19 protein-coding genes and 1 pseudogene are annotated in these 22588 nt (G+C 72.3%); 8 read left to right on the top strand and 12 right to left on the bottom strand.

All coding sequences use genetic code 11. The features are described 5' to 3' along the window. The first annotated feature begins 5 nt into the window (after positions 1-5). The 3 genes from CIK06_RS18325 (at position 6) to CIK06_RS18315 (ending at position 4217) form a co-directional block, all read left to right on the top strand. Positions 6-584, top strand: coding sequence for a GNAT family N-acetyltransferase (locus tag CIK06_RS18325; RefSeq protein ID WP_095565862.1), 579 nt, complete (start codon positions 6-8; stop codon positions 582-584). Between the two features lie 17 nt (positions 585-601). Further along, a complete protein-coding gene (locus tag CIK06_RS18320; protein WP_198347933.1) occupies positions 602-1924 on the top strand; it encodes an MFS transporter in 1323 nt (440 codons plus the stop codon). Between the two features lie 355 nt (positions 1925-2279). Further along, positions 2280-4217 carry an XRE family transcriptional regulator gene (locus CIK06_RS18315; RefSeq protein ID WP_198347932.1) on the top strand — a complete coding sequence of 646 codons (1938 nt, stop codon included), beginning with the start codon at positions 2280-2282 and terminating at the stop codon, positions 4215-4217. Here CIK06_RS18315 and CIK06_RS18310 read toward each other — a convergent pair. Both CIK06_RS18310 and CIK06_RS18305 read right to left on the bottom strand, forming a co-directional pair. Further along, entirely contained in the window at positions 4168-4860 is a 693-nt protein-coding gene (locus CIK06_RS18310; RefSeq protein ID WP_095565860.1) for a response regulator transcription factor, read from the bottom strand. The two genes, CIK06_RS18315 and CIK06_RS18310, sit on opposite strands and share 50 nt — an antisense overlap. After that, positions 4857-5183, bottom strand: coding sequence for a phosphopantetheine-binding protein (locus tag CIK06_RS18305; RefSeq protein ID WP_095565859.1), 327 nt, complete (start codon positions 5181-5183; stop codon positions 4857-4859). Before CIK06_RS18305 ends, CIK06_RS18310 begins: the two co-directional genes overlap by 4 nt. Positions 5184-5433: 250 nt before the next feature. Here CIK06_RS18305 and CIK06_RS18300 point away from each other — a divergent pair, with 250 nt between their 5' ends. Then, the gene (locus CIK06_RS18300; protein WP_157756841.1) at positions 5434-6228 is read left to right on the top strand and encodes a hypothetical protein; all 795 of its coding nucleotides are present in this window, start codon (positions 5434-5436) and stop codon (positions 6226-6228) included. Between the two features lie 377 nt (positions 6229-6605). Then, positions 6606-8477, top strand: a complete 1872-nt coding sequence (locus CIK06_RS18295; RefSeq protein WP_198347931.1) for an AfsR/SARP family transcriptional regulator — start codon at positions 6606-6608, stop codon at positions 8475-8477. A 49-nt stretch (positions 8478-8526) separates the two neighbouring features. On the opposite strand, the gene CIK06_RS18290 is transcribed toward CIK06_RS18295, so the two are convergent. The 7 genes and pseudogenes from CIK06_RS18290 to CIK06_RS18260 all read right to left on the bottom strand — a co-directional run bounded on the left by CIK06_RS18290 (position 8527) and on the right by CIK06_RS18260 (position 14403). After that, on the bottom strand, positions 8527-8859 hold the full coding sequence (locus tag CIK06_RS18290; RefSeq protein ID WP_095565856.1) for a YnfA family protein: 333 nt from the start codon (positions 8857-8859) through the stop codon (positions 8527-8529). Then, positions 8790-8984 (bottom strand): hypothetical protein, encoded by a 195-nt coding sequence (locus CIK06_RS29545; protein ID WP_157756840.1) that lies wholly within the window; start codon positions 8982-8984, stop codon positions 8790-8792. The genes CIK06_RS18290 and CIK06_RS29545 overlap by 70 nt, the downstream gene beginning before the upstream one ends. 122 nt (positions 8985-9106) lie before the next feature. Continuing rightward, complete coding sequence (locus CIK06_RS18285; RefSeq protein WP_095565855.1) at positions 9107-10615, bottom strand: long-chain fatty acid--CoA ligase; 1509 nt, start codon at positions 10613-10615, stop codon at positions 9107-9109. Positions 10616-10679: 64 nt separating this feature from the next. Beyond that, positions 10680-11921, bottom strand: coding sequence for a 5-aminolevulinate synthase (gene hemA / locus CIK06_RS18280; RefSeq protein ID WP_095565854.1), 1242 nt, complete (start codon positions 11919-11921; stop codon positions 10680-10682). A gap of 44 nt (positions 11922-11965) precedes the next feature. Next, a complete protein-coding gene (locus CIK06_RS31945) occupies positions 11966-12811 on the bottom strand; it encodes a class I adenylate-forming enzyme family protein (protein ID WP_198347930.1) in 846 nt (281 codons plus the stop codon). A gap of 104 nt (positions 12812-12915) precedes the next feature. After that, positions 12916-13503: pseudogene (locus tag CIK06_RS31940) on the bottom strand (AMP-binding protein); the annotation flags it as partial. Between the two features lie 366 nt (positions 13504-13869). Then, positions 13870-14403 (bottom strand): hypothetical protein, encoded by a 534-nt coding sequence (locus CIK06_RS18260; protein ID WP_157756839.1) that lies wholly within the window; start codon positions 14401-14403, stop codon positions 13870-13872. Between the two features lie 382 nt (positions 14404-14785). Here CIK06_RS18260 and CIK06_RS18255 point away from each other — a divergent pair, with 382 nt between their 5' ends. Continuing rightward, entirely contained in the window at positions 14786-15085 is a 300-nt protein-coding gene (locus tag CIK06_RS18255; protein WP_095565850.1) for a hypothetical protein, read from the top strand. Positions 15086-15203: 118 nt separating this feature from the next. Here the strand turns inward: CIK06_RS18255 and CIK06_RS18250 are convergent, their stop codons facing one another. The 3 genes from CIK06_RS18250 to CIK06_RS18240 form a co-directional block, all read right to left on the bottom strand. Beyond that, the gene (locus tag CIK06_RS18250) at positions 15204-15980 is read right to left on the bottom strand and encodes an ABC transporter permease subunit (RefSeq protein ID WP_095565849.1); all 777 of its coding nucleotides are present in this window, start codon (positions 15978-15980) and stop codon (positions 15204-15206) included. Next, positions 15977-16951: an ATP-binding cassette domain-containing protein gene (locus tag CIK06_RS18245; protein ID WP_095567943.1), complete on the bottom strand. Its 975-nt coding sequence runs from the start codon at positions 16949-16951 to the stop codon at positions 15977-15979. Before CIK06_RS18245 ends, CIK06_RS18250 begins: the two co-directional genes overlap by 4 nt. Positions 16952-17041: 90 nt before the next feature. Beyond that, complete coding sequence (locus tag CIK06_RS18240; protein WP_157756838.1) at positions 17042-17821, bottom strand: TetR/AcrR family transcriptional regulator C-terminal domain-containing protein; 780 nt, start codon at positions 17819-17821, stop codon at positions 17042-17044. Positions 17822-17919: 98 nt separating this feature from the next. Between CIK06_RS18240 and CIK06_RS18235 the strand changes: the two genes are divergently transcribed. Both CIK06_RS18235 and CIK06_RS18230 read left to right on the top strand, forming a co-directional pair. Further along, the gene (locus CIK06_RS18235; RefSeq protein WP_157756837.1) at positions 17920-19434 is read left to right on the top strand and encodes an MDR family MFS transporter; all 1515 of its coding nucleotides are present in this window, start codon (positions 17920-17922) and stop codon (positions 19432-19434) included. Between the two features lie 233 nt (positions 19435-19667). Next, positions 19668-22526 carry an AAA family ATPase gene (locus CIK06_RS18230; RefSeq protein ID WP_198347929.1) on the top strand — a complete coding sequence of 953 codons (2859 nt, stop codon included), beginning with the start codon at positions 19668-19670 and terminating at the stop codon, positions 22524-22526. Positions 22527-22588 lie beyond the last annotated feature (62 nt).

The raw sequence follows: 22588 nt of genomic DNA, 5'->3' as shown, positions 1-22588 counted from the left end.
GACGTGTGAGTGAGCTGGTGGCATCTGTGGTCGGCCCGGACGACTGGCCGGGGGTGGAGCGTTTCTTCGGCCCGAAAGGGCTGGTCGAACACTGTTTCTGCCAGTACTTCCGACTGACACGGAAGGACTACTCCGCATGCCGATCGGCGGGACGCCGGGACCGTCTCGCCGAACTGATCACCACCGGCGAGCGGGTCGGCGTCCTCGGTTCGATCGACGAGGTACCGGTGGGCTGGATCGGGGTCGGTCCCCGGCTGGGCTTCGCGCGGCTGCGCACCTCCCGCGCGGCGAAGCTGCTCCCGGGGGACGACCCGGCGCGCATCTGGTCCATCGTCTGCGTCTACCTGGCGCGTGAGCAGCGGCACCGGGGACTGCTCCAGGTGCTGATCAACCGGGCCGTGGAATGGGCGCGGGACGAGAAGGCCGACCTGATCGAGGCCTATCCCGAGGACGACCGGGACCCGGCGGCCCGGATCGACCCGCGCAGCTTCCGCGGCCGGGTCACCACGTTCGAGGCCTGTGGATTCACCGTCGTCGAGCCCAGGTTGCAACACCGGGCGCTGATTCGCAAAGACCTTCGATAGCCTGCTGAGGAGTGCACATGGGCTTGGGCCTGGGGCGTGATTTCAACCGCCTGTGGTTGTCACAGGGCCTGTCAAACACGGCTGACGGCCTGGTGTCGGCGGCCATGCCGCTGCTGGCCGTGGCGATCACCCGGGACCCGCTGCTGATCGGCGGGATGACCGTGGCGAACTTCCTGCCGTGGCTGCTGTTCACCCTGCCGTCCGGCGAACTCGCCGACCGCATCGACCGGCGCCTCATCATGGTCGCCGGCAACGCGTTCCGCGCGGTCGCGTTCGGTCTGCTCGTCCTGGCGTTGTTCGCCGACCTGCACAGCATCGTCATCCTCTACCTGGCGGTGTTCCTCTCCGGCGCGGCCGAGACGATGGTCGACAACGCGGCGCTGACGGTTCCGCCGCGCCTGGTCGAACGCAAGGATCTTGAGCGGGCGAACGGACGCCTGTTCGCCGTCCAGTCGGCGATCAACACGTTCGTCGGCCCGCCGGTGGGCGCCGCGCTGTTCGCGGTGTCGGCGTGGTTGGTGTTCACCACCGGTGCCGGGCTGTTCGCGATCGCCGCGCTGGCCCTGATCACACTGCCCCGGCTGCTGCCGACGGCGGGCGACGTCAACAACTCCCGGCCCACCCCCGGCTCCATCGCGCGCAACATCCGGGCCGGCTGGTCCTACTTCTGGAACCACAGGCTGCTGCGCCGGGTGGCGTTCATCTCCGCCTCGATCAACGGCTTCGGAGCCGCCACCGGCGGTCTGATCGTGCTCGTGGCGACCGGGCCGCTCGGGATCACCCCGGCGTGGTGGGGCGTCTTCATCGCGGTACCGGCGGTGGGCTCCATCGCCGGCTCGTTGATCGCGTCGAGGCTGGTCCGGACGATCGGCGGTGGTCCGGTGACCTGGCTCGCGGCCCTGGTGCCCGCGGCCACCTACGCCGCGTTCGGCCTCAGCACCAGCGTCGTGCTCGTCGAGATCTTCCTGTTCTGCAGTGCGGTGGCGACCGCGATGAACCAGATCGTGGTCAGCACGCTGCGCCAGGCGTCGGTGCCCGACGAGCTGCTGGGCCGGGTCACCGCCGCCTATCGCCTGATCGTGCTCGGCGTCGTACCGGTGGGCGCGTTGCTGGGCGGGGCGCTGGCGCACTGGCGGGGAACGTCGGCCACGTTCATCGCCGCCAGCATCGGGCTGACGCTCGCCGCGCTGGTGTTCGCCTCGCGGGTGACGACGCGGGGTCTCCGCGAGGCCGAGCAGGCCGGCTCCGCGGCGACGGACACGCCCTCGGCCAGGACCGACCAGGACGACTCCGGCCCAGGCGAGTCCGCGGACGCGGAGGTGGTCACCCAGCAGACGTGAGAGGGTGCCGCGTGGACGGAAGCTGACCCCGAACGGTTTCGGGGTCAGCTTCCGCGTTGCCGGGCCTCGGGGTCCCCTCACCGGCTCGACGACGGGTCCCGGCGGCGCCCCCGCCGGGAACGTCGTGCGGTCGGTGTTTGCGCAGCCCGTCGCTGCGGGTAGAGCCTCCGCCCGTAGGTCGGACCCGGGCGCCGTGTGTGGCAAGACTCCAGCCGTACGATCATTCACGTTGGAATGCATGTGTGATTCGCTGTCCGGACAGGCGCCGGACAGCGACGTTCGCACCCGCCGGCGGTCGCGTTGGGTCAGTCGCTCCGAGCGTTCCAGAGCATCGGACGAAGGAGGCCGCGATGCCATGGACTTGGCGCTTCAGTTGCTAGAGCAACTATGCCTGGACCTACGGCAACTCCGACTCCAAGCGGGTGGCCCCAGCCTGCGTGACCTGTCCGACCTCGTGGGCATCAGCAAGAGCCAGCTGGGATCGATCCTGTCCGGGCAGGTCCGCCGGCTGCCCGACTGGGACGTGGTCAAGGGGCTGGTGGAAGCCGTCCGCAGGTACGGCGCCGATCGCGGCCGGCTCGGCCAACTGTCGTTGACCACCGGCGTGGAGGAGTTCTGGCGGCCGCGTTACGCCGCTGTCGAACATGCGTTCAGCTACCGGCAGATCCAGCGCTCCGAGACACTGCGGATCCCCGAACCGGATCCGCCCGAGCCGCATCCGCCGGTCGTACCGCACCAGCTGCCGCCCGCCGCGTCGCACATCAGCGGCCGGTCGTCCGAGCTGACCGCGTTGGACGCGGTGCTCGCCCAGGACCTGCCGGCCGGCTGCGCGGTGATCGCGGTCCTCGGCGGCATGGCCGGGGTGGGAAAGACGGCGCTGGCCGTGCACTGGGCCCACCGGGTCGCCGGCCGCTTCCCCGACGGGCAGCTGTACGTCAACCTCCGCGGGTGCGATCCGGACGGGCCGCCGATGTCCCCCGACGCGGTCGTGCGGGAGTTCCTGACCGCCCTCGGCGTGCGGGCCGGACAGCTTCCCTCGACCGCGGCGGCGCGGGTCGCCCTCTACCGCTCCCTGCTCTACGAGCGCCGGATGCTGTTGGTGCTGGACAACGCGAACGCGGTCGAGCAGGTGCGGCCCCTCCTGCCGGCGAGCCCGGGGTGCCTGGTCCTGGTGACCAGCCGGAGCCGGATGGCTGGTCTGATCGCCGCCGACGGTGCCCGCCCGGTGATGCTCGACGTGCTGGCCGACGACGCGGCCGGCGACCTGCTGGCACGCCGCCTCGGGGCACACCGGGTGGCCGCCGAGCCGCGCGCGGTCCGCAACGTCGTCGAGCGGTGCGGCGGGCTGCCGCTGGCGCTGGTCCTCGTCGCCGCCCGGGCGCTGACCCACCCCGGCGTGGCCCTGGACACGCTGGCGTTCCGCCTCTTCGACGGCGGCCGCGAACCGAACGCGCTCGCCAGCGATCCGGCCACCGAACTCTGGGCGGCGTTCTCCTGGTCGTACCGGACGCTCAGCCCGCCGGCCGCCCGGCTGTTCCGGCTGCTGAGCCTGCACCAGGGACGGGACGTCAGTGCGGCCGCGGCCGCCAGCCTGGCCGCCCTCCCGCTGGCCGAGGCGACCCTCCGGCTCTCCGAACTCGGCGAGGTGGCCCTGGTCACCGAGCGGAGGCCGGGCTGGTACGCGCTGCACGGCCTGGTCGGCGCCTACGCCGGCGACCTCGCCGCGCACACCGATCCCGAGGACGCCCGGCGCGCCGCGGCGGTCCGGCTGCTCGACCACTACGTCCACAGCGCGCGGGCCGCGGCGTCCCTGTTGGACGCCGGCGACGATCCGAACCCGGTGCCGCTCGCCCCGCCGGCCGCCGGCGTCACCCCCGAACCGCGGTACACCGACCGGTCGCCGGCGACGGCCTGGTTCGACGAGCGGCGACCCGTGCTCCAGACCATGCTGCACCACGCGATCGGCGCCGGGTTCGCCGCCCACGCCTGGCACCTGGCCTGGAGCCTGGACGCGTACCTGGTGCGCGGCGGCCACCGGTCCGACCGCGTGGACATCTGGCAGGTCGCGCTGCGCGCCGCGGAGCGACTCGGCGACCCCGACGCCCGGACGATGGCCCGCCGTCGCCTGGCGGCCGCCTCCGTGCGACTCGACCGGCCGGTCGAGGTCCTCGCGCACAGCGAGCGCGCCCTCGTGCCCCACCAGCGTCGTGGCGGTACCCGGCACTCCGGCCTCGATGGCGAGGTCAGCTCGCCCGCTTCTCCAGGTCGGGACCGCGCCCAGCCGACTGGATGAGCCCGGACCGGTAGGCCAGCGACACGAGCTGCGCGCGGTCGCGGACACCGAGCTTGGTGCACACCCGGTAGAGGTGCGTGCGTACGGTCGCCACGCCGATGATCAGCTCCCGGGCGACGTCCTCGGTCGACATGCCCCGGGCAACCATCTGGGTCACCTCCCGCTCGCGCGGGGTCAGGTCGGTCACTTCCGGATACTCCGTCGAGGTCGTGGTGTCCGGTTGCTCGCGGAACCAGGTGACCAGGCGCTGCGCGACGTACGGGGCGAGCATGGCCCGACCCGCGGCCGCCGCCCGGATGGCGGCGACCAGTTCCTGCGGGCTGGCGTCCTTGCCGAGCAGGCAGCTCGCGCCCGCGTGCAGCACGTCGCTGACGGTCTTGTCGGCATCGGACGCGGTGAACACGACGATGTTGGGCGGCGGGTCTTCCTTGCCGAGCCGGCGGATCATTTCGAGGCCGGAGATGATCCGCAGGTCCAGGTCGGTGACCACGACGTCGGGCCGGGCCGTGCGCACCAGCATGATCGCCTCCATGCCGTTGTCGGTCGTCCCGATCACGTCGATGTCCGGCACGGCGTCCAGCAGCGTCCGCATGCCGTTGCGGACGACCGGCAGTTCGTCGCAGATGAGCGCGCGGATGGTCATAGCGTCCCGCCTTCGGCCGGGTCGTCGGATGCCCGGTCGACGAAGGCCGCGACACCGGCCACGGTCGGACCGTCGAACAGATCGAGAAGCGTCATCTCCACTTGGAAGTCGGTGCGTACCAACGCGACCAGTCGCGCGGCGAGCAGCGAATGGCCGCCGAGGGCGAAGAAGTTGTCGTTGACCCCGACCCTTTCCCGGCCGAGCAACTCGGTGAACAGCGCGGCCACCCCCTGCTCGGTGCTCCCGCGGGGTTCGGTCGGGTCATCGACGCCCTCGTGGGGCGGGCGGCCCGCCGTATTGGTTCCCTGCCACACATCAGCCATCTGTCCGTTGTTCTGCGCGGCGGTATTGCTGGGCTATCCAATAGATATCGACACCCGCAAAAGCCTGAGCGACCTGCCCTCCCGTATTGATGGATCTTGCGTGTTTCGCCCGATTGACTGGTCGGCGGAAGTCCGCCGCCGATTGGTGGGACGCCGCGGCGGCCTCCGGAACGGCCGTCGGTGATCGCCATGCGATAGACGATCGATACCCGCCCCGGGTTGCCTGGATCGCTGGCGAAAGAGTTGGGGGTTGGCAGTGGAGTTGACGACGTGGCGGGAATTGTGCGATCGGGGACGCGACCTGGTCCTGTGCCTGGACTTCCCGGGCGGGCGGGCCGCCGCCGGCTTCGCCGACCTGGCCACCGGGCTGCCCGTCGAGCTGTGCTTCCTGCACATCGCCTGGTTGGGCCTGCACACCGACTCGCGGCTGGACGCGCACATCGCGCAGTGGGTGGGCGAGGTGCTCGGCACCGGTCGCCCGGTGCGGGCCGTGCTGGGCTTCTGCGCCGGAACGGCCCTGGCGACCCGGGTCGCGGACGCGGTCAGCGCGACGGCCGGCGCGACACCGCCTGCGGTCCTGCTGTTCGACGCCGCCGCGGTGCCCGGCGGCGCACTGCGCGACCAGTTCGTGTCGTCGGTCCAGGCCTCCGCGGCCTACCTGGCCGAAGGCGAGCTTGAGGACGCCCGGCAGTGGTCGCGGGAACTGCTCGCCACCGGCCGCGACGACCTGCCGCGGGTCGCCGCGGCCCTGGTCGACCGGTACGACCAGCTCATGTCGGGCATCGCCGACCGGCTGTCACTGGGTGAGGTGATCCGCCGGGAACTCATCGACGGATTCGCCGCGTACATGGCCTATCTGCTCCTGGCCGCCCAGGGCGGACTGGACCTGCGCGTGGGGACTCCGATCTTCCTGTCCTCGCGGGCCCACAAGCCGCCGGTCGATCCGGCGCGCGTCATGTCGTTCGGGGTCGACCGCGAGAGGCTGCTGGGCGACGCCGACGTGTGGAAGGCCGTCGCCGGGGTGCTGGGCGAAGGGCGGCCGTAGGACCGCGCCGGGCCGCGCCGCTTCGACGGTCGGGACCCGGCCGGACGGCGACCGCGCGTCCCGACTCCCGTTTTGGCATCGGGCATCCGTAACTCGCCGCATAACAAGGCAAAAGGCGCGCCGGCCGGCGCGGGATTCCGGCCGTGTCCATAGCTGTCCGCAGGATTTGTTGGACACTCGCGTACGACCTGCGCTTACGGATCCCGCTGTCCGCAGCCCGTCCGGAGTCCATGGGCATCGATCTATCGCCCGGCAACAATTCCCTCACACGGCGTGGCGCCCGAGTTGTCATCGGTGTGGCGGACCATCCAGCGCGGTATCGCCAATTTCGCGATGGACGGGCCGAAGCCACCCCATATTGGGGAGGGAGCATATTTGTGTGGTTTCGCGTTCTCGGTCCGCTGGAGGTCGTCGGCACGACCGGCCACCTGTCGTTTCCGCCTCGGCAGCGGACCACTCTGGCCATGCTGTTGCTCGAACCCAATCGGGTGGTGACCGTCGAACGCCTCGTGGACGCCGTCTGGGAGAACGACCCACCACCGACCGCGAAGGAACAGGTCCGGATCTGCGTCTCGGCCATCCGGCGCGCCCTCACCGCCGGCGGCCGGCCCGACGCGATCGTGACCCGCCCGCCGGGCTACTCGATCCAGTGCACCGACCGCGAACTGGACCTGCTGGAGTTCAACGATCTGGTCGCGAACGGCCGGCGGCTGCTGGGCCAGGGCCGGCCGCACGACGCGGCCGACGCGTTCCGCGACGCCCTGCGGCTGTGGCGGGACGCGGTCCCGCTGGCCGGCGTACGCAGCCCACTCGTCCAGTCGATCGGAACCCAGCTGGCCGAACGGCGACTGGCCGTGCTCGAGGAGTACGTCGACGTGCGGCTGGGGGTCGGCCAGCACCACGAGCTGACCACCGAGCTGGCCGAACTCGTCGCGGCCAACCCGTTCCGCGAACGGCTGCGGGCGCGGCTGATGATCGCGCTGTACCGGAGCGGGCGGCAGGCCGAGGCGCTGCACACCTACCGGGTCGGCCGGCAGTTGTTCGTGGAGCAGCTCGGCCTGGAGCCGGGAGTCGAGCTGCGCCGGCTGGAGCGGGCGATTCTCGCCGGCGAGGTGGCCGAACTGCTGGAGCCGGAGGAGGCGGCCCGCCCTGTACCGGTGCGGGCCGCCGTGCCCCGCCTGTTACCGGCCGACATCGGCGACTTCACCGGCCGGCGGGACCTGATCGAACGCGTGTGGAGCGCGCTGCGTGAACCGCGCGACGCCGGGTCCCGCGCACTGCCCGTCGTGGTCATCACCGGCCGGCCCTGGCTGGGCAAGACGACCCTGGCCGTGCACGTCGCCCACGCGCTCGACGGGGAGTACCCGGACGGCCAGCTGTTCGCCCGGCTCGGTGGCGCCGCCAGCCCGGCCGACGCCGGTGGCGTGCTGGCCCGTTTCCTCAACGCGCTCGGCGTGCCGAGCCGCGCCGTGCCCGACACCCTGGAGGAGCGGACGGACATGTACCGCAACCTGCTCAGCGACCGCCGGGTTCTCGTGGTCCTCGACGACGCGGCCAGCGGGCAGCAGGTGGCGCCGCTGCTGCCCGGCGGCCCGACCTGCTCGGTGATCCTGACGAGCCGGACCCGGCTGGCCGCCCTCGGCGGCGCGACAACGCTGGGCATCGGACCGCTGGATGCCCGGGAGTCGGTCGAACTGCTCGCCAAGGCGGTCGGCCAGGAACGGGTCGACACCGAGGCGGCCGACATCTCCCTGCTGGCCGACCTGTGCGCCGGTGAGCCGCTGGCGCTACGGCTGGCCGCCGGTCGGTTGAAGAGCCAACCGCACTGGCCGGTACGCGACCTGATCCTCCGCCTGTACGACGACCACCGCCGGCTGACCGAACTGTCGTACGGCGGCCTGGACCTGGTCGCGATGGTCAACGAGATCTGGCAGGGGCTCAGCCCGCTGGCCCAGCGCCTGCTGCGGCGCGTCAGCCGGCTGGACGACCTGCGCTTCCAGGGCTGGATGTGCGCGCCGCTGCTGGACGTCGGCGAGCAGGACGCGCAGGACGCGCTCACCGAACTGCTGGACGCCGGGCTCCTGGACATCGAGCGGCAGGACGGGCAGGTCGTGTTCCAGTTGCGAGGGCTGCTGCGGGCGTTCGCCCGGCGGCTGGCCGCCGAGGAGTCGTCCTCCGGCGACACCGGCCGCGCGGCGGTTCGGGTCCCCTCGGACGCGCAGAACCAACGTGGACCCGACCCGGTCTGACGGAGATCCCAGCTCGGTTCGGTGGCGCTGTCAGTGTCCGGTGGCGATGTCAGTCGCGCGGGGCGTACATGATCACGGCCACGCCGAACAGGCAGATCGCGGCGCCGGTGATGTCCCAGCGGTCGGGCCGGAACCTGTCCACGACAACGCCCCAGGCGAGGGATCCGGCGACGAAGATCCCGCCGTACGCGGCCAGGATCCGACCGAAGTTCGGGTCCGGCTGCAACGACGCCGCGAACCCGTACGCGCCGAGAGCAACGATTCCGGCGGCGATCCACATCAGTCCACGGTGCTCCCGCCAGCCCTGCCAGATCAGCCAGGCGCCGCCGATCTCGGCCAGCGCGGCGAGCACGAACAAGCCGAGGGAACGTGCGAGGGCCACGACGCGGACCCTACCGGGGCCTCCTCGTCCCGGTCGGGCAGGCCGTCCGGCGAGTCGGCCAGGGCGGCCAGGGTGGCCAGGGCGGCCAGGGCGGCCAGGGCGGCCAGGGCGGCCAGGGTCTCCATGTGGCGAGGGCGGAGCGGGCCGAACGCCAGCCGGCCGCCCGAGACGAGAACCAATGAGATCAGCTACCTGGCGTGTGTCCGGCTTTGCCGGGGACCGGCTCTGACCGTCCCGACCGTGCCGATCAGGCCAGCAGCACCGCCAGCTCGCGCTTGAGCACCTTGCCGCCCCCGCCGAGCGGGAAGGCCGCAAGGAACTCGATCCGCCGGGGACACTTGTACGAGGCGAACCGGTCCCGGGCCAGCGCGACCAGTTCGGCCGCCAGCTCCGGGCCGGCCGAGAAGCCGTCCCGGACGACGACCGCGGCGCACACCTCCTCGCCGAGCCGGTCGTCGGGCAGCCCGACCACCGCGACCTGCCGGACCGCGCAGTGCCGGCTGAGGACCTCCTCGATCTCGCGCGGATACACGTTGTGGCCGCCGCGGAGGATGACGTCCTTCTTCCGGTCGACGATCGCGAGGTAGCCGTCCTCGTCGAACCGTCCGAGGTCGCCGGTGCGCAGCCAGCCGTCCACGACGGCCTCCGCGGTCGCCTCCGGCAGACCGAGGTAGCCGGCCATGATGTTGTGCCCGCGCACCACGATCTCGCCCAGTTCGCCGTCCGGCACGAACTCGATGGCATCGGTGCGGTCGGGGTCGGCCACCCGTACGTCGACGCCCCAGATCGGCCGCCCGACGGTGCCCGGCTTCGTCGGCCAGTACCGCTGGTTGTACGCGACGCACGGAGACGCCTCGGTGAGCCCGTAACCCTCGTACACCTCGCAGCCGAAGGCGGCCCGGATCGCCTCGAGCGTGGCGACGTGCAGCGGGGCGCCGCCGCTGAACACCCGGTCCAGCCGGTACCGGCCGGCCTCCTGCGGCCCGATGGCGGCAAGCATCGTGGTGAACATCGTCGGCACGCCCATGAACAGCGTGCAGCCGCGCTTCTCGATCAGCTCCAGCGCCCGCGCCGCGTCGAACCGCTTCATCAGCACGACCGAGGCGCCCGCCAGCAGGCAGGTGCCCAACCCGCAGATGAGGCCGAACGAGTGGTGCAACGGCAGGGCGCCGAGCAGGACGTCGTCGGCCGTCACGGCGAACGGGGACACCCTGGTGACCATGATGTTCATGGTCACGTTGAGATGGGTGAGCATCGCGCCCTTGGGCCGGCCGGTGGTCCCCGACGTGTAGAGGACGATGGCGATGTCGTCCGGCCGGCGCGGCTCGTACCCGGGAAGTGGCGGGGTCGCGGCGGCCAGCTCCGGTTCGGTCAGCACCGGCACCCCCGCGGTCTTCGCGGCCGTGCCCGCCTCGCCGACCAGCGCTTCGGCGCAGACGAACAGCACCGAACCCGAGTCGGTCAGCGCGAACTCGACCTCCGCCGGCCGGGCCGTCGGGCCGACGGGCACCACGGTCGCCCCGGCGGCCCACACCGCGAAGCAGGCCACCGGCAGGTCGGGGGTGTTCTCCAGCATGACCGTGACCGCGTCGCCCGGGCCGACCCCGCGCGCCCGCAGCGTCGCGGCCGCCTGCAGGGCGCGCCGCCACAGGTCGGCGTAGGAGATCTCCTCCTCGTCGGTGACCAGCGCGGTGCGTCCGGGGGTACGGGCGGCGGACTCGGCGAGGATCGCGGCCACCGACATCACCGGGCTCATCGCCGCGGCCTTCCCCCGGTGGCGGAAGCCCGCCGGTTCCGTGTGCCGGACCTCCCGGCGGCTGTCATTCGGTCACCTCGGCCACCAGGCGGTCCACGTTGGCGCGCGGCAGGTTCAGCTCGTTCCAGATGTCGTCCAGGGCGTTGGCGAAGCGGACGATCTCCGCCTCGTTGTGCGTGGCCGAGGGCGTGGCCCGCAGCACGGCCTCGCCGGGCCGGACGCTCGGCGCGTCGATCGGCTGCACGTAGATGCCGTGCCGGTGCAGCAGGATGCTGGAGGCCGTGCGGCACTTCGCCTCGTCGCCGACGAAGACGGAGACGATGTGCGACATCGCCGACACGTAGGGGATGCGCCGGTCATCCAGGAGCCGGTGGGTGGTCGCGGCGTTGCGGTGCAGGATCTCCCGCTCCGTCTCCGAGGTGGTCAGGTGCCGCACCGCCGCGAGGGCGCCGGCCGCCATGGCCGGCGGAAGCGAGGTGGTGAAGATGAAGTACGGCGAGAACATGCGGACCGCCTCGATGAGCGGTCCCGACCCCGCGATGTAGCCGCCGATCGTGCCGAACCCCTTGGCGAGGGTGCCCATGATGACGTCGAACCGGTCCTCGATGCCCTCCTGGGCGGCGATGCCCGCGCCGCGTGGACCGTACATGCCGACCGCGTGCACCTCGTCGAGGTAGGTCAGCGCGCGGTACCGGTGGGCGAGGTCGGCGAGGTCGGCCAGCGGGGCGACGTCACCGTCCATCGAGTAGATGGACTCCGCGACGATCATCTTCGGCCGGTCCGGGTCCACCCCGGCCAGGAGTTCGGCCAGGTGGTTGAGGTCGTTGTGCCGGAAGATCCGCTTCTCGGCGCGGCTCTGCCGGATGCCGTCGATGATCGACGCGTGGTTCTTCTCGTCCGAGAAGACGACGGTACCGGGAATGCGGCCGGCGAGGACCGCCAGCGCACCCGAGTTGGTCGTGTAACCCGTGCTGAACAGCAGGGCCGCATCCTTGTGGTGCAGCGCCGCGAGCTCGGTCTCCAACTGCGTGTGGTACCGGTTGGTGCCGCTGATGTTGCGGGAGCCGCCGGAGCCCGCCCCGTTCTCGTCCACGGCGTTCTTCACCGCCTCGAGCACGGCCGGCGCCTGCCCCATGCCGAGGTAGTCGTTGCTGCACCACACGCTCACCTCGGCGTTGTCGGCCGGTGGAACAGGGGCGGTGGCCCGGGGAAATCTGCCCGCCTTCCGCGATATCTCAAGAAACTCGCGGCGGCCGCGCGAAAGCGCGCTCATCTCGGCGGAAATGAGCTCAAGGAGATGTGCCATGGATATCGGACTCCCTTACTCGACCTCGGTGGGTTAGCGCCGAATCACTCGCCGCGCAGCTGGCGCAGGGCCTGCGCATCCGCCTTGCCGAACTGCGTGGTCGCGAGATGTTCCACCATTTCGATGACCGCCGGAACGTGCAGCGGCGACATCTTCTCGGCCACGAACGCGGCCAGTTCCTCGGCCGTCAGGTCACCGTGGGTGGCACGCGGCTCGACGTACGCGCCGGCGGAGTCACGCAGGTCGGCGTCGCGGATCTTGATGACGGCGGCGCGGGCGACGCCCGGGTGCGACAGCAGCACGCGCTCGATCTCCGCCGGGTAGATCTTGACCCCGTTGGTCTTCACGACGTGGTACAGGCGGTCGACGAGGTGCAGGTAGCCGTCCTCGTCGAAGTATCCGATGTCGCCGGTGTGGAACCAGCCGTCGCGCAGCGCCTTCTCCGTGCGCACCGGGTCGAGGAAGTACTCGGTCATCATGCCGGGGCTGCGCACACACACCTCGCCGGGGACGTTCACCGCCACGTCGGCGCCCGTCTCGGGATCGCGGATGGCGACCTGGACGTTCGGGACCGGGCGCCCGGCGCTTCCGAGCCGGCTCGGGTCGCGATGGTCGGCGGGGGTCAGCGCGGAGATCCGGCGGGCCTCGGTGGTCCCGTAGTACTGGACGAAGACCGGGCCGAACCGCTCGACGGCCTTCTTGATGCGCGCCGCCGAGATCGGCGTGCCGCCGTACATGACGAGCCGCAGGCTTGAGGTGTCGACGGTGTCCAGGAGCGGGTGGTCGAGGATCTGGTACAGGTGCTGGGTCGCCCAGAACGTGCCGCCCACGCGCTCCCGCTCGACGGTTTCCAGCACCCGGCCGGCGTCGAACTGCTCGTGCAGCAGCACCACCCCTCGTGCGCCAGCACCGAGTCCACGGAGATGCCGGCGTTGCTGAGCGGGATGGTGACCAGGTACGCCGACGCCCCCAGGTTCATGCCCTTCACCTGCGCCATCGCGCCGACGGTCTCCCGATGCCACGAGCCGTAGCTGCGGCAGATGCCCTTCGGCCTGCCGGTGGTGCCGCTGGTGTAGATGATCGTGGCGGTGTCGCCCTCGATGATGGGCCGGGGCTCGGGCAGCGCCCCGTCGTCCGCCGGCGTGGCCGACAGGTCGGCGTCGACCGGTACGTCGGCGCGGCCATGGGTGGCGAGCTTGAGTGGCCCCTTGACCTGGTCCTTCAGCCTGCGGGCGACGTCCAGGCTCTCCAGGTCCACGGCGAGCAGCGTGGCGCCGACCTCGTCCAGGATGTCGACCTGCTGGCTCTCGGCCAGCGACTCGGCCGCGGAATTGGCGTTGACCGACAGGATGTGCACCAGACGTGCACCGAGGAGGTGGGCGGCGTAGCGGGTGTAGATGACGGTCGGGCTGTTCGACGCCGAGAGGGCGGCGACGGTGTGCGTACGGTCGACACCCAGTTCCTGCATCCGGCGGGTCGTGGCAACCGTCGCGCGGAGGAATTCGCCGGCGGTGATGCTCTGATCCCGCCACTTCACGACGACGTCGTCCGGCCGGCTGGCCAGCGAGTTGAGGATCAGCATCACGTAGTTCGGGCAGTCCGAACCGGCGCGGTTGGTGGCGGCAGCTCTTTCCATGGGTGCCTTCCCCGTCCTTATCGTATGTAGACCTCAGTCGGGTGCGGTATCGGCGGTGACGCGACACCCGCCGTACCGGGGTCGATCGTGTTCCGGCCGGTCATCGGGTCGTCCTCGTCACGTCCCGCGGCGGCCGGGCGTGCCGGCCCACCGACGTGGCCAGCCTCGGGGACGGCGCTTGCCCGGGGCTTGCAGCCGCCTAAAGCGCACCCAAGGCAATCCGGATGCGCGGCGGTCCGAGCGCGACGCGGCGCGCGGGGCACCGCCACAGCGGTTCGCAGCAGGGCGCCCCGCGCGCCGCGCTCCCGGCGGTCAGCCGCAGATGGTCGCCGTCACGTCGAAGATGGACAGGTTCGGGCCGTCATAGCCGACCAGGCTCCACTTCATGGTGCCCTTCTTGCCGAGCATGTCCCCGGTGGTGCCGACCACCGGAATGGTCTGCGGGTTGCCGGCGATCGCGTCCGCGATGGCGAACGTCGAGTGGCCGAAGAGCGTGCCGCCGCTGGGCATCTGCAGGGTGATGGTGAGCCACTCCCAGAGCTGGCCGTCCTGCGGGCTGGTGTAGACCAGCACGGTGCCCTCGCCGGTGAAGGCGATCTCCCCGGCGGTGTTGTAGACGTCGTCGTGGAAGACGACACTGTCGCCGTCGGAGGTGCCCGGCTCCCGACCGTCGTGCTTGGTCAACTGGGACCGGTCGGTCAGGTCGGTGGTCACCGAGCAGCGCCGGTGGTGGTGCCCGGCCGGGAACGCGGACGCCGCGGAGCCGCCCAGGACGGCGGTGGTGGCGCCGCCGATAACGATCATGGACAGCAGAGCGGCGAGCCGCTTCGGCCTTGGCTTGCGCATGAGTGTCAGTCTCCTTCGCACGGTTGGCCGGCCCTGCGGGGAACGGAGCCGGCTCGGAGGCGGCACGACGCCCGCCGTGCCGCTGTCGATCGTGCGGTGGGGCGCTTAAGCCGCGCTAACCTGGCCACGCCTGGCACAGCGGCGTCCGCCGGGCGCCGATGAGCGGCACCGGGCCGCGGCCCGGTGCGCGCGGCCCGGTGCGCGCGGCCGGCGGTGTGCGGCCGGCGGTGCGCACCGGGCCGCGGTGTGCGGCCGGCGGTGTGCGGCACACCCCCCGTGGCGCGGCGTAGGGGACGGGTGACGTAGGGGCGGACTAGGGGTGTCTGGCCGGGTCCGGACGTCCCTACGGTGGGCGTGTCCTTACCCTGATGATGGAGGTCCGATGAGCGTCGCGGGAACCTGGCAGCTGATCATCGACAGTCCCATGGGCAAGCAGGAGGGCGAGGTCGTCCTGCACGTCGACGGCGACACCGTCACCGGCCCCCTGACCAACAAGACGATGAACCAGCAGTCCGAGATCTTCGACGGCCACGTCGACGGCGACACCGCCTCCTGGAAGATCGAGATGTCCCTGGTCAAGGTCACGCTGACGTTCAACGTGACCGTGGAGGGCGACACCATGACCGGGAAGGTCACCGCCGGCCTGATCGGCGGGTTCAACCTTGAGGGCAAGCGGGTCTGACGCCCCGGCGCCGCCTGCCACGCGGGCGGGCGGCGCGTCAGGCGGTGCGTCGGGTGGTGCGTCAGGCGGCGTCCCCGCGGGTGGTGCGTCACGTTTCGCCCGCCCGGCGGGTGGTGCGTCAGGTGTCGCGCCGGCCGAAGACGACGAAGGCGGCGGCCAGGGTGGCGGCCACCAGCGCCGCGAGCAGACCCAGACCGGTCCAGCCGTTGAGCGCGCCGGCGTCGGGAACCACCTTCGCCAGTTGGCCCGCGGCCGTGGTCGGCCAGTACCGGCCGAGCGTGGAGGACAGCGGCTCGGGCAGCGCCGGGACGAACGAGGGCACCAGGACGGTCAGCACCGCGACGGTGATCAGCCCGGCCGCGGTGCTGCGGGTCAGTACGCCGAGCCCGATGCCGAGCACGCCCACGGCCGTCATCACCAGCCCCGCCCCGATCACCGCGATCAACACCCGTGGGGCGCCGAGCGTGGTGGCCGGGGCGCCCTGCGCGGCGATCACCGGCTGCCCGGCGAAGAACGCCAGGAACGCGATGACCTGGCCCAGCACCAGCGCGCCGGCGGTGAAGACGGCCACCTTCGCGGCGAGCAGTCGATTCCGGTGCGGCACCGCGGCGAGGCTGGCCCGGATGGTGCCGCTGGCGTACTCGCTGGTGACCGTGAGCACGCCCAGAATGCCGAGGACCAACTGGATCGACAGGTAGACGCGCAGGCTGGAGGCGGCCGGATCGAAACCCGCCCGGTCCTGCGGCGGCGACTGGGTGTAGTCGCGGCCGGCCGCATAGCTGGTGAGCATTCCGAAGCCGGCGGCCATGCCCAGCGCCAGCAGCGTGCCGTACGACATCGACCGCAGGCTGCGCACCTTGGTCCATTCGCTGGCGAGGACTCCGGTCAGGCTCATCGGGCTCCGTTCCTGAGCTCGGCGGACGGGACTTCGGCGGACGGGACTTCGGAGGGGAGTTCGGCGGATGGCGTTGCGGCGTACTCCACGCTGTCCCGGGTGAGGCCGATGAACGCGTTCTCCAGCGACGGCTGGACCGGGGTCAGCTCGGTCACCACGACCCGGTGCCGGGCGGCCAGCCGGCCGACCCCCTGGCCGTCGAGGCCGTGTACCCGCAGCGCGCCGTCCGCCTCGACGTCGACCGAGGCGCCCGCGCCGCGCAACAGCTCGGCGAACGCGTCCGCGCCCTCGGCCCGGACGAGCATCGAGCCGGGGGCACGGTCGCGCAGCAGTTCGGCGGTGGGGGTGTCGGCGATCAGACGTCCCTTGCCGACCACCACGAGGTGATCGGCGATCAGCGCCATCTCGCTCATCAGGTGGCTGGAGAGCAGCACCACCCGGCCCTCGTCGGCCAGCCGGCGCAGCAGGCCGCGCAGCCACACGATGCCCTCCGGGTCGAGCCCGTTGAGCGGCTCGTCCAGCATCACCCCGGCGGGGTCGCCGAGCAGCGCGCCGGCGATGCCGAGGCGCTGTTTCATGCCGAGGGAGTAGACGCCGGCCGGCCGGTGGACCACATCGGAGAGTCCCACCAGGTCGATCGTCTCGCGGACCCGGCGGGCACCGATCCCGTTGCTCTGGGCCAGCGCGAGCAGGTGGTGGAAGCCGTCCCGGTGCGGGTTGACGGCCTGGGCGTCCAGCAGCGTGCCCAGTGTGGTCAGGGGGCGCGGCAGGTCGGTGTAGGCGCGCCCGGCGACCGTCGCGGTGCCCGAGGTGGGTCGGCCCAGCCCGAGGATCAGCCGCATGGTGGTGGTCTTGCCGGCGCCGTTCGGACCGAGGAATCCGGTGACCAGACCGGGACCGACCCGGAAGCTGAGATCCGAGATCGCGGTGGTGTGCCGGTAGCGCTTCGTCAGGTGCCGCACTTCGATCACGGAGCCGGTCAACCATGCCTCCTCGTGGTGGAACAGTCCGGGACGTCGGTTGCGTCCCCTGGGAGCATCGGGGGGACGTGGGGGCCGAGGTCAGGGGTGTGCACGGTCGGCCGGGGTGCCGAGGCTGGCGGCGAAGCCGGACAGCAGCCAGTTCAGGCTGGCGGCGAAGGCGTCGTCGGCGGGCGCCTCGGCCAGTTGCGCCAGGTGGGGCGTGCGACCGGCGCGGGACAGGCCGTCCAGGTACGCCCCGGTCGAGTCGGCCCACTCCGACTCGGAGAGGCCGTCGCGTTGCCGCATGCTGCGCCCGGCCAGTTCGAGACCGCCGAAGCCCATGGTGAACGCGTCGACGGCGATCAGCAGGGTGCGCGCCTGCTCGCGCTCCAGGCCGAGTCCCGCGATGGCCGTCATCGACTGGTCGGCGTGGCGCACCGCGTTCGGCCCCAGCGCGGGGCGCTGCATGATGGCGGCGACCAGCCACGGGTGGCGGTGGCCGACCGCGCGGGTCTGCGCGGCGATGGCGTGCAGCGCGGCCAACCAGTCCTGCGGAAGCTCGTCGAGGACCATCTCGCCCAGGATCTCGTCGACCATCAGCTCGATGAGGTCGTCCTTGCGGTCCATGAACGAATAGAGGCTCATCGGCCGGGCGTTCAGCTCGGCGGCGACCCGGCGGATCGTGATGGCGTCGAGCCCGTGCGCGTCGGCCAGGTCGATGGCGGTACGCACGATCGTCTCCAGGGACAGCCGTCGCCGCGTCGGCCGGGGCGGGCGGGTCCAGACCGAGCCGCTGACCGGCGCGGACTCGGCGCGGCGAGCTTTGGGGCGATCGGCGGGCTGCTCGCCAAGCCCAGCGGTGGACGGCTTCGGTGACATGCGACCCACCATACAGCCTATCGACTTGTGATACGTTGTATCACTAACACGAGACAATGTACGGCCCACGTGGCCCAGCTATCGATCGGAATTCGCAGATGACTGTTCCGGCACCCTCCGACGCCTCCGTGCCCGACGGCACGGCAACCGAATCCGGCGACTCCAGTCGGATCACCCCCGAGCTGCTCAAGCTCGCCGGCGTGATCATGCTCGGCGCGATCATGGTGCAGCTCGACGCCACCATGGTGAACGTCGCGATCGACACGCTGCGCCAGAGCTTCGACGTCACGGTCAGCACGATCCAGTGGGTGAGCACGGGCTACCTGTTGGCGATGGCCATCGTCATCCCGCTCACCGGCTGGGCGGTGGACCGGTTCGGCGCGCGCGCCACCTGGACCTTCTCGCTCTGCGCGTTCCTCGGCGGCTCGGTGCTCTGCGGCATCGCCTGGTCGGCCGAGAGCCTCATCGCCTTCCGGGTCCTGCAGGGCCTCGGCGGCGGGATGATCCTCCCGCTGGCCCAGGCGATCCTCGCGGTCGCCGCCGGGCCGCAGCGGCTCGGCCGGATGATGAGCGCCATCGGCGTACCGGCCATGCTCGGCCCGGTCCTCGGCCCGGTCCTCGGCGGTGTGCTTGTCGACCAGCTCTCCTGGCGCTGGATCTTCTACATCAACGTGCCGATCTGCCTCGTGGCGCTGGCCCTGTCCTGGCGGATCATGCCCGCCGGCGACCCCGAGACGGCCGAGCGCAAGGGACTGGACAAGCTCGGGCTGCTGCTGCTCTCGCCCGGCTGCGCGGCGGTCGTCTACGGCCTGTCCGAGGCCGGCCAGCACGGCAGCTTCACCGCTCGGGAGGTCCTGATCCCGCTGGTCGCCGGCGTCGTGCTGCTGGCCGCCTTCGCCTGGCACTCGCTGTGGACCTCGACGGAGCCGATCATCGACCTGCGGCTGCTGCGCTCGCGCAACTTCAGCGCCTCCTCGGGCGTGCTGTTCGTCTTTGGTATGGCCATGTTCGGCGCGATCTTCCTGACCTCGCTTCTCTACCAGCAGGTCCACGGGGACAGCGCGATGCGGGCCGGCCTGCTGCTGGCGCCGCAGGGTCTCGGCCTGGCCGTCGCGCTGCTGCTCGCCGGACCGCTCACCGACAAGGTCGGTCCGCGCTGGATCGCGGTGACCGGGCTGGTGCTCGCCGCCGCCGGCACGATCCCGTTCTGCCTGGCCAGGGGCGACGTCAACCAGCTCATCCTGGGCGGCGCCCTGGTCGTGCGCGGTGCCGGCCTTGGCGCGATCCTGGTGCCCTGCATGGCGGCGGCCTACAGCGGGCTGGCGAACCAGGCCTTCACCCGGGCCAGCAGCGCCCTGCGCATCTTCCAGCAGCTCGGCGGCTCCTTCGGGGTGGCCGTCATCGCCGTGATCCTGCAGCGGCGGGTCACCGACGCGTACACCGGCGCCGCCGGACACCCGACGCTCGACCAGGTCGCCGGCGCGTACGGCGACACCTTCTGGTGGGCGGTGGCCTTCACGGTGGCCGCCATCGTGCCGGCGCTGCTGCTGCCGCGCACGCTGCGCAGCGACGCGGCGGACGAGTCGGCGCCGCGACCGGCCGCGATGGGCTGAGCGTCGCCCGATGCCCGGCGTCGCCCCCCGGCGCCGGGCATCGGGCGACCCGGTCGCCGGGCCGGTGATCGGCGAACGCGCCACGGTCGCTGGCCCACGACACGGCTCCGGCTCGATCGAGCATTGATAATCTTGCATGTTGTTCCGTGCTCGGCCAGGCGGGTGTTCCGGGTGCCGCCGCATCCTGCGCCACACCCGCGCCGGGCCCACGGATGGCGCCAGAGGAGGCATCGATGCACCGGCCGGCCGGGGACTTGATCGAGCGCGAGGATCAGTTGCGCGCGCTGGACGGGCTGTTGTCCGCCGCCGTGGCCGGCAGCGGACGGGCGGTCGTGCTCAGCGGTGCGTCCGGCAACGGCAAGAGCGTCCTGCTGGACCGGCTGCGGCAGCGGGCCGGCGAGGCCGGCGCCGACGTGGCGACCGCGATCGCGGCCCGCGCCGAACAGTCGCTGCCCCTGGGCGTGGTCGGACAGCTCGCCGACGCCGCCGGCCTGCTGCACGGCGACGGGCCGGAACCGGGCGCCGAGAACAACGTCGCCGAGCTGCTGCACGGGGCGATGTCGAGCGAATGGGAGGAACTGGCGCCGGGCGGCGCGTACCCGCCGGCCCCGGCGCGGACACTGCACGGCCTGTGCGCGGCGTTCCTGCGGTGCGCCGAGCGGCGGCCGATGGTGCTCTGCGTCGACGACATCCACTATGCCGATCCGTTCTCCATGCAGTTCCTGTCCTATCTGAGCCGGCGGGTCCGCGGCACCCGCCTGCTGGTGGTGCTGACCGAACTCCCGCAGCTGTCGCCGGCCCACCCGGCGCAGTACGTGGAGCTGCTGCACGGCTCGACGCCGATCGCGCTGCCTCCGCTGACCCGCGTCGGCGTGACCCACCTGTTGCAGCGGCTACCGGCGGCGGTCGAGCCCGGTCTGGCCGGCCACCTGCACGCCTTCACCGGCGGCAATCCGCGGCTGGCCGCGGCCCTGGTCGAGGACATGCTGCGGCGCGCCGACGGGACGGCGCCGGTCGGGCGCCTCGTCGTCGGCGAGGCGTTCATCGAGGCGGTCCGGGCCGCCCTGTTCCGCAGCCAACCGCCCGCGCTGCCGATCGCCCGCGCGCTGGCCGTCACCGGCGGCACGGTCGCGGCGCCGGTGCTGGCCCGGCTGCTGGACCTCAGCGAGGAGATGGCCAACTGGGGGCTGCTCGCCCTGCACCGGGTCGGACTGCTGGCCCGGCACACCTTCCGCGACCCCCGGGTGCGCACCGCCATCCTGGCCGGCGTGCCGGTCCAGGAACGGGTCGAACTGCACCGCCGGCTCGCCGTCCTCGGGCACGCGGCCGGCGAGCCGCCCGTCGTGGTGGCGCGGCACCTGCTCGGCGCGGACGGCGTCGAGGGCGCCTGGGTCGCGCCGACCCTGCAGGCCGCGGCCGGCGAGGCCCTGGCCGAGGGCCGGGTGAAGGAGGCGGTCTCCTTCCTCGACGCCGCGGCCGCGTCGGAGCCCGACCAGCGGCGGCGCTGCGAGGCCACCCTCGCGCTCACCCGGGCCGAGTGGCAGTTCAACCCGGCCGACGCCGCCCGGCGCCTGCCGGAGCTGCTCGCCGCGGTCCGCCGCGGACAACTGGTCCGGCAGCAGGCGGTCGCCCTGATCCCGTACCTGCTCTGGCACGGCCTGATCGACGACGCCATCGAGGTGGTCACGGTGCTGACCTCCGCCGGGCCGCTCGACGACGAGACGGCCGCGGGCCTGAGCGCGCCGATGCTGCTGCTGACCTACCTGTTCCCCGGCCAGGCCCGGCGGCTGGACACGCCGCGGCGGGAACTGGCCGCGCGCGGCCTCCTGCCGGCCTCCGGCGGCCCGCTGCACGCCGCCGCCGCACTGACCGCGCTGGCCGCCCGCAGCACGCACGCCGACGTGGTGGCCGCCACCGAGCAGCTGATCCGCAACACCCGGGTGGACCACGAGGCGCTGGGACCGATCTCGATCGCGATGCTCGCGAGCGTCCTGACCGACCGGCTCGGCGACCCCGGCCCGACCGACTACCCGCTGCTGCATCCGGACGCCGGGCGGCGACCACCGACGGCACGGGCACTCCTGTCGGCCCTGGCCGCCGAGGGCACGCTGCGCCGCGGTGACCTGGCCGGCACGACCGAGCACGCCGGGCAGGGCCTGGAACTGCTTCCCGCCGCCGGCTGGGGCATCGCCGTCGGTGGCCTGCTGTCCAACCTGATCATGGCGGCCACCGCGGCCGGCCGCCGCGAGGAGGCCAGGGCACACCTGGCCGTCCCGGTGCCCGCGGCCATGTTCGAGACCCCGTTCGGCCTGAAGTACCTGCACGCCCGGGGGCGGTACCACCTGCGTACCGGCTGCGTGCGGGCGGCCCTGATCGACTTCCAGGCGTGCGGCCGGTTGATGACCGCCTGGGACATCGACCAGCCCGAGCTGGTGCCGTGGCGCACCGAACTGGCCCGGGTACAGCTCGCCCTCGGCCGCCCGGCGCAGTGCCGCGAGCTGGCCCGCGAGCAGCTGGACCGGTTGCCGGCGCACAACGTCCGGGAGCGTGGCGCGGCGCTCTGGACACTGGCCGCGGCGAGCGAACCGGCGCACCGCCTGCCGCTGCTGCAACAGGCGGTGGCCCTGCTGCGCTCCAGCGACGACGAGCTGACCACCGGGTACGCCGTGACCGACCTCGCCGACTGCCTGAACGCCGCCGGCGGCCCGGACGCGGCGCGACTGCTGTGGCAGCTGGCCCGGGGCACCCAGCAGGGGCCGGATGCCGAGCCGCGAGCGCACTGGCACCCGCCGGCCGAGGCCGTCGAGCCGCCGGCCGCGGCCGACGACGCCCAGCCGGGTCCGGACGCCGCCGTCACCCTGGAGGGGCTCACCGAGGCCGAGCGCCGGGTGGCCACACTGGCCGCCGACGGGCACACCAACCGGGCGATCGCCGCGCGACTGTTCGTCACCGTCAGCACCGTGGAGCAGCACCTGACCCGGGTCTACCGCAAGCTGCGGGTGAACAGCCGCGGCGGCCTGCTCATCCGGCTCGGCCGGGAGACGACCCGGGGGCGTCAGCGTGCCAAACGCGGCCAGGTTAGCGCGGCTTAAGCGCCTCACCGCACGATCGAGACGGGCACGGCGGGGTGTCGTGCCGCCTCCGAGCCGGCTCC

Origin of the sequence: Plantactinospora sp. KBS50 (genome assembly GCF_002285795.1) — a bacterium.
Classification (GTDB): Bacteria; Actinomycetota; Actinomycetes; order Mycobacteriales; family Micromonosporaceae; genus KBS50.
Note: the sequence above shows the minus strand (reverse complement) of the source record. Positions and strands in the feature narration are given on the sequence as shown.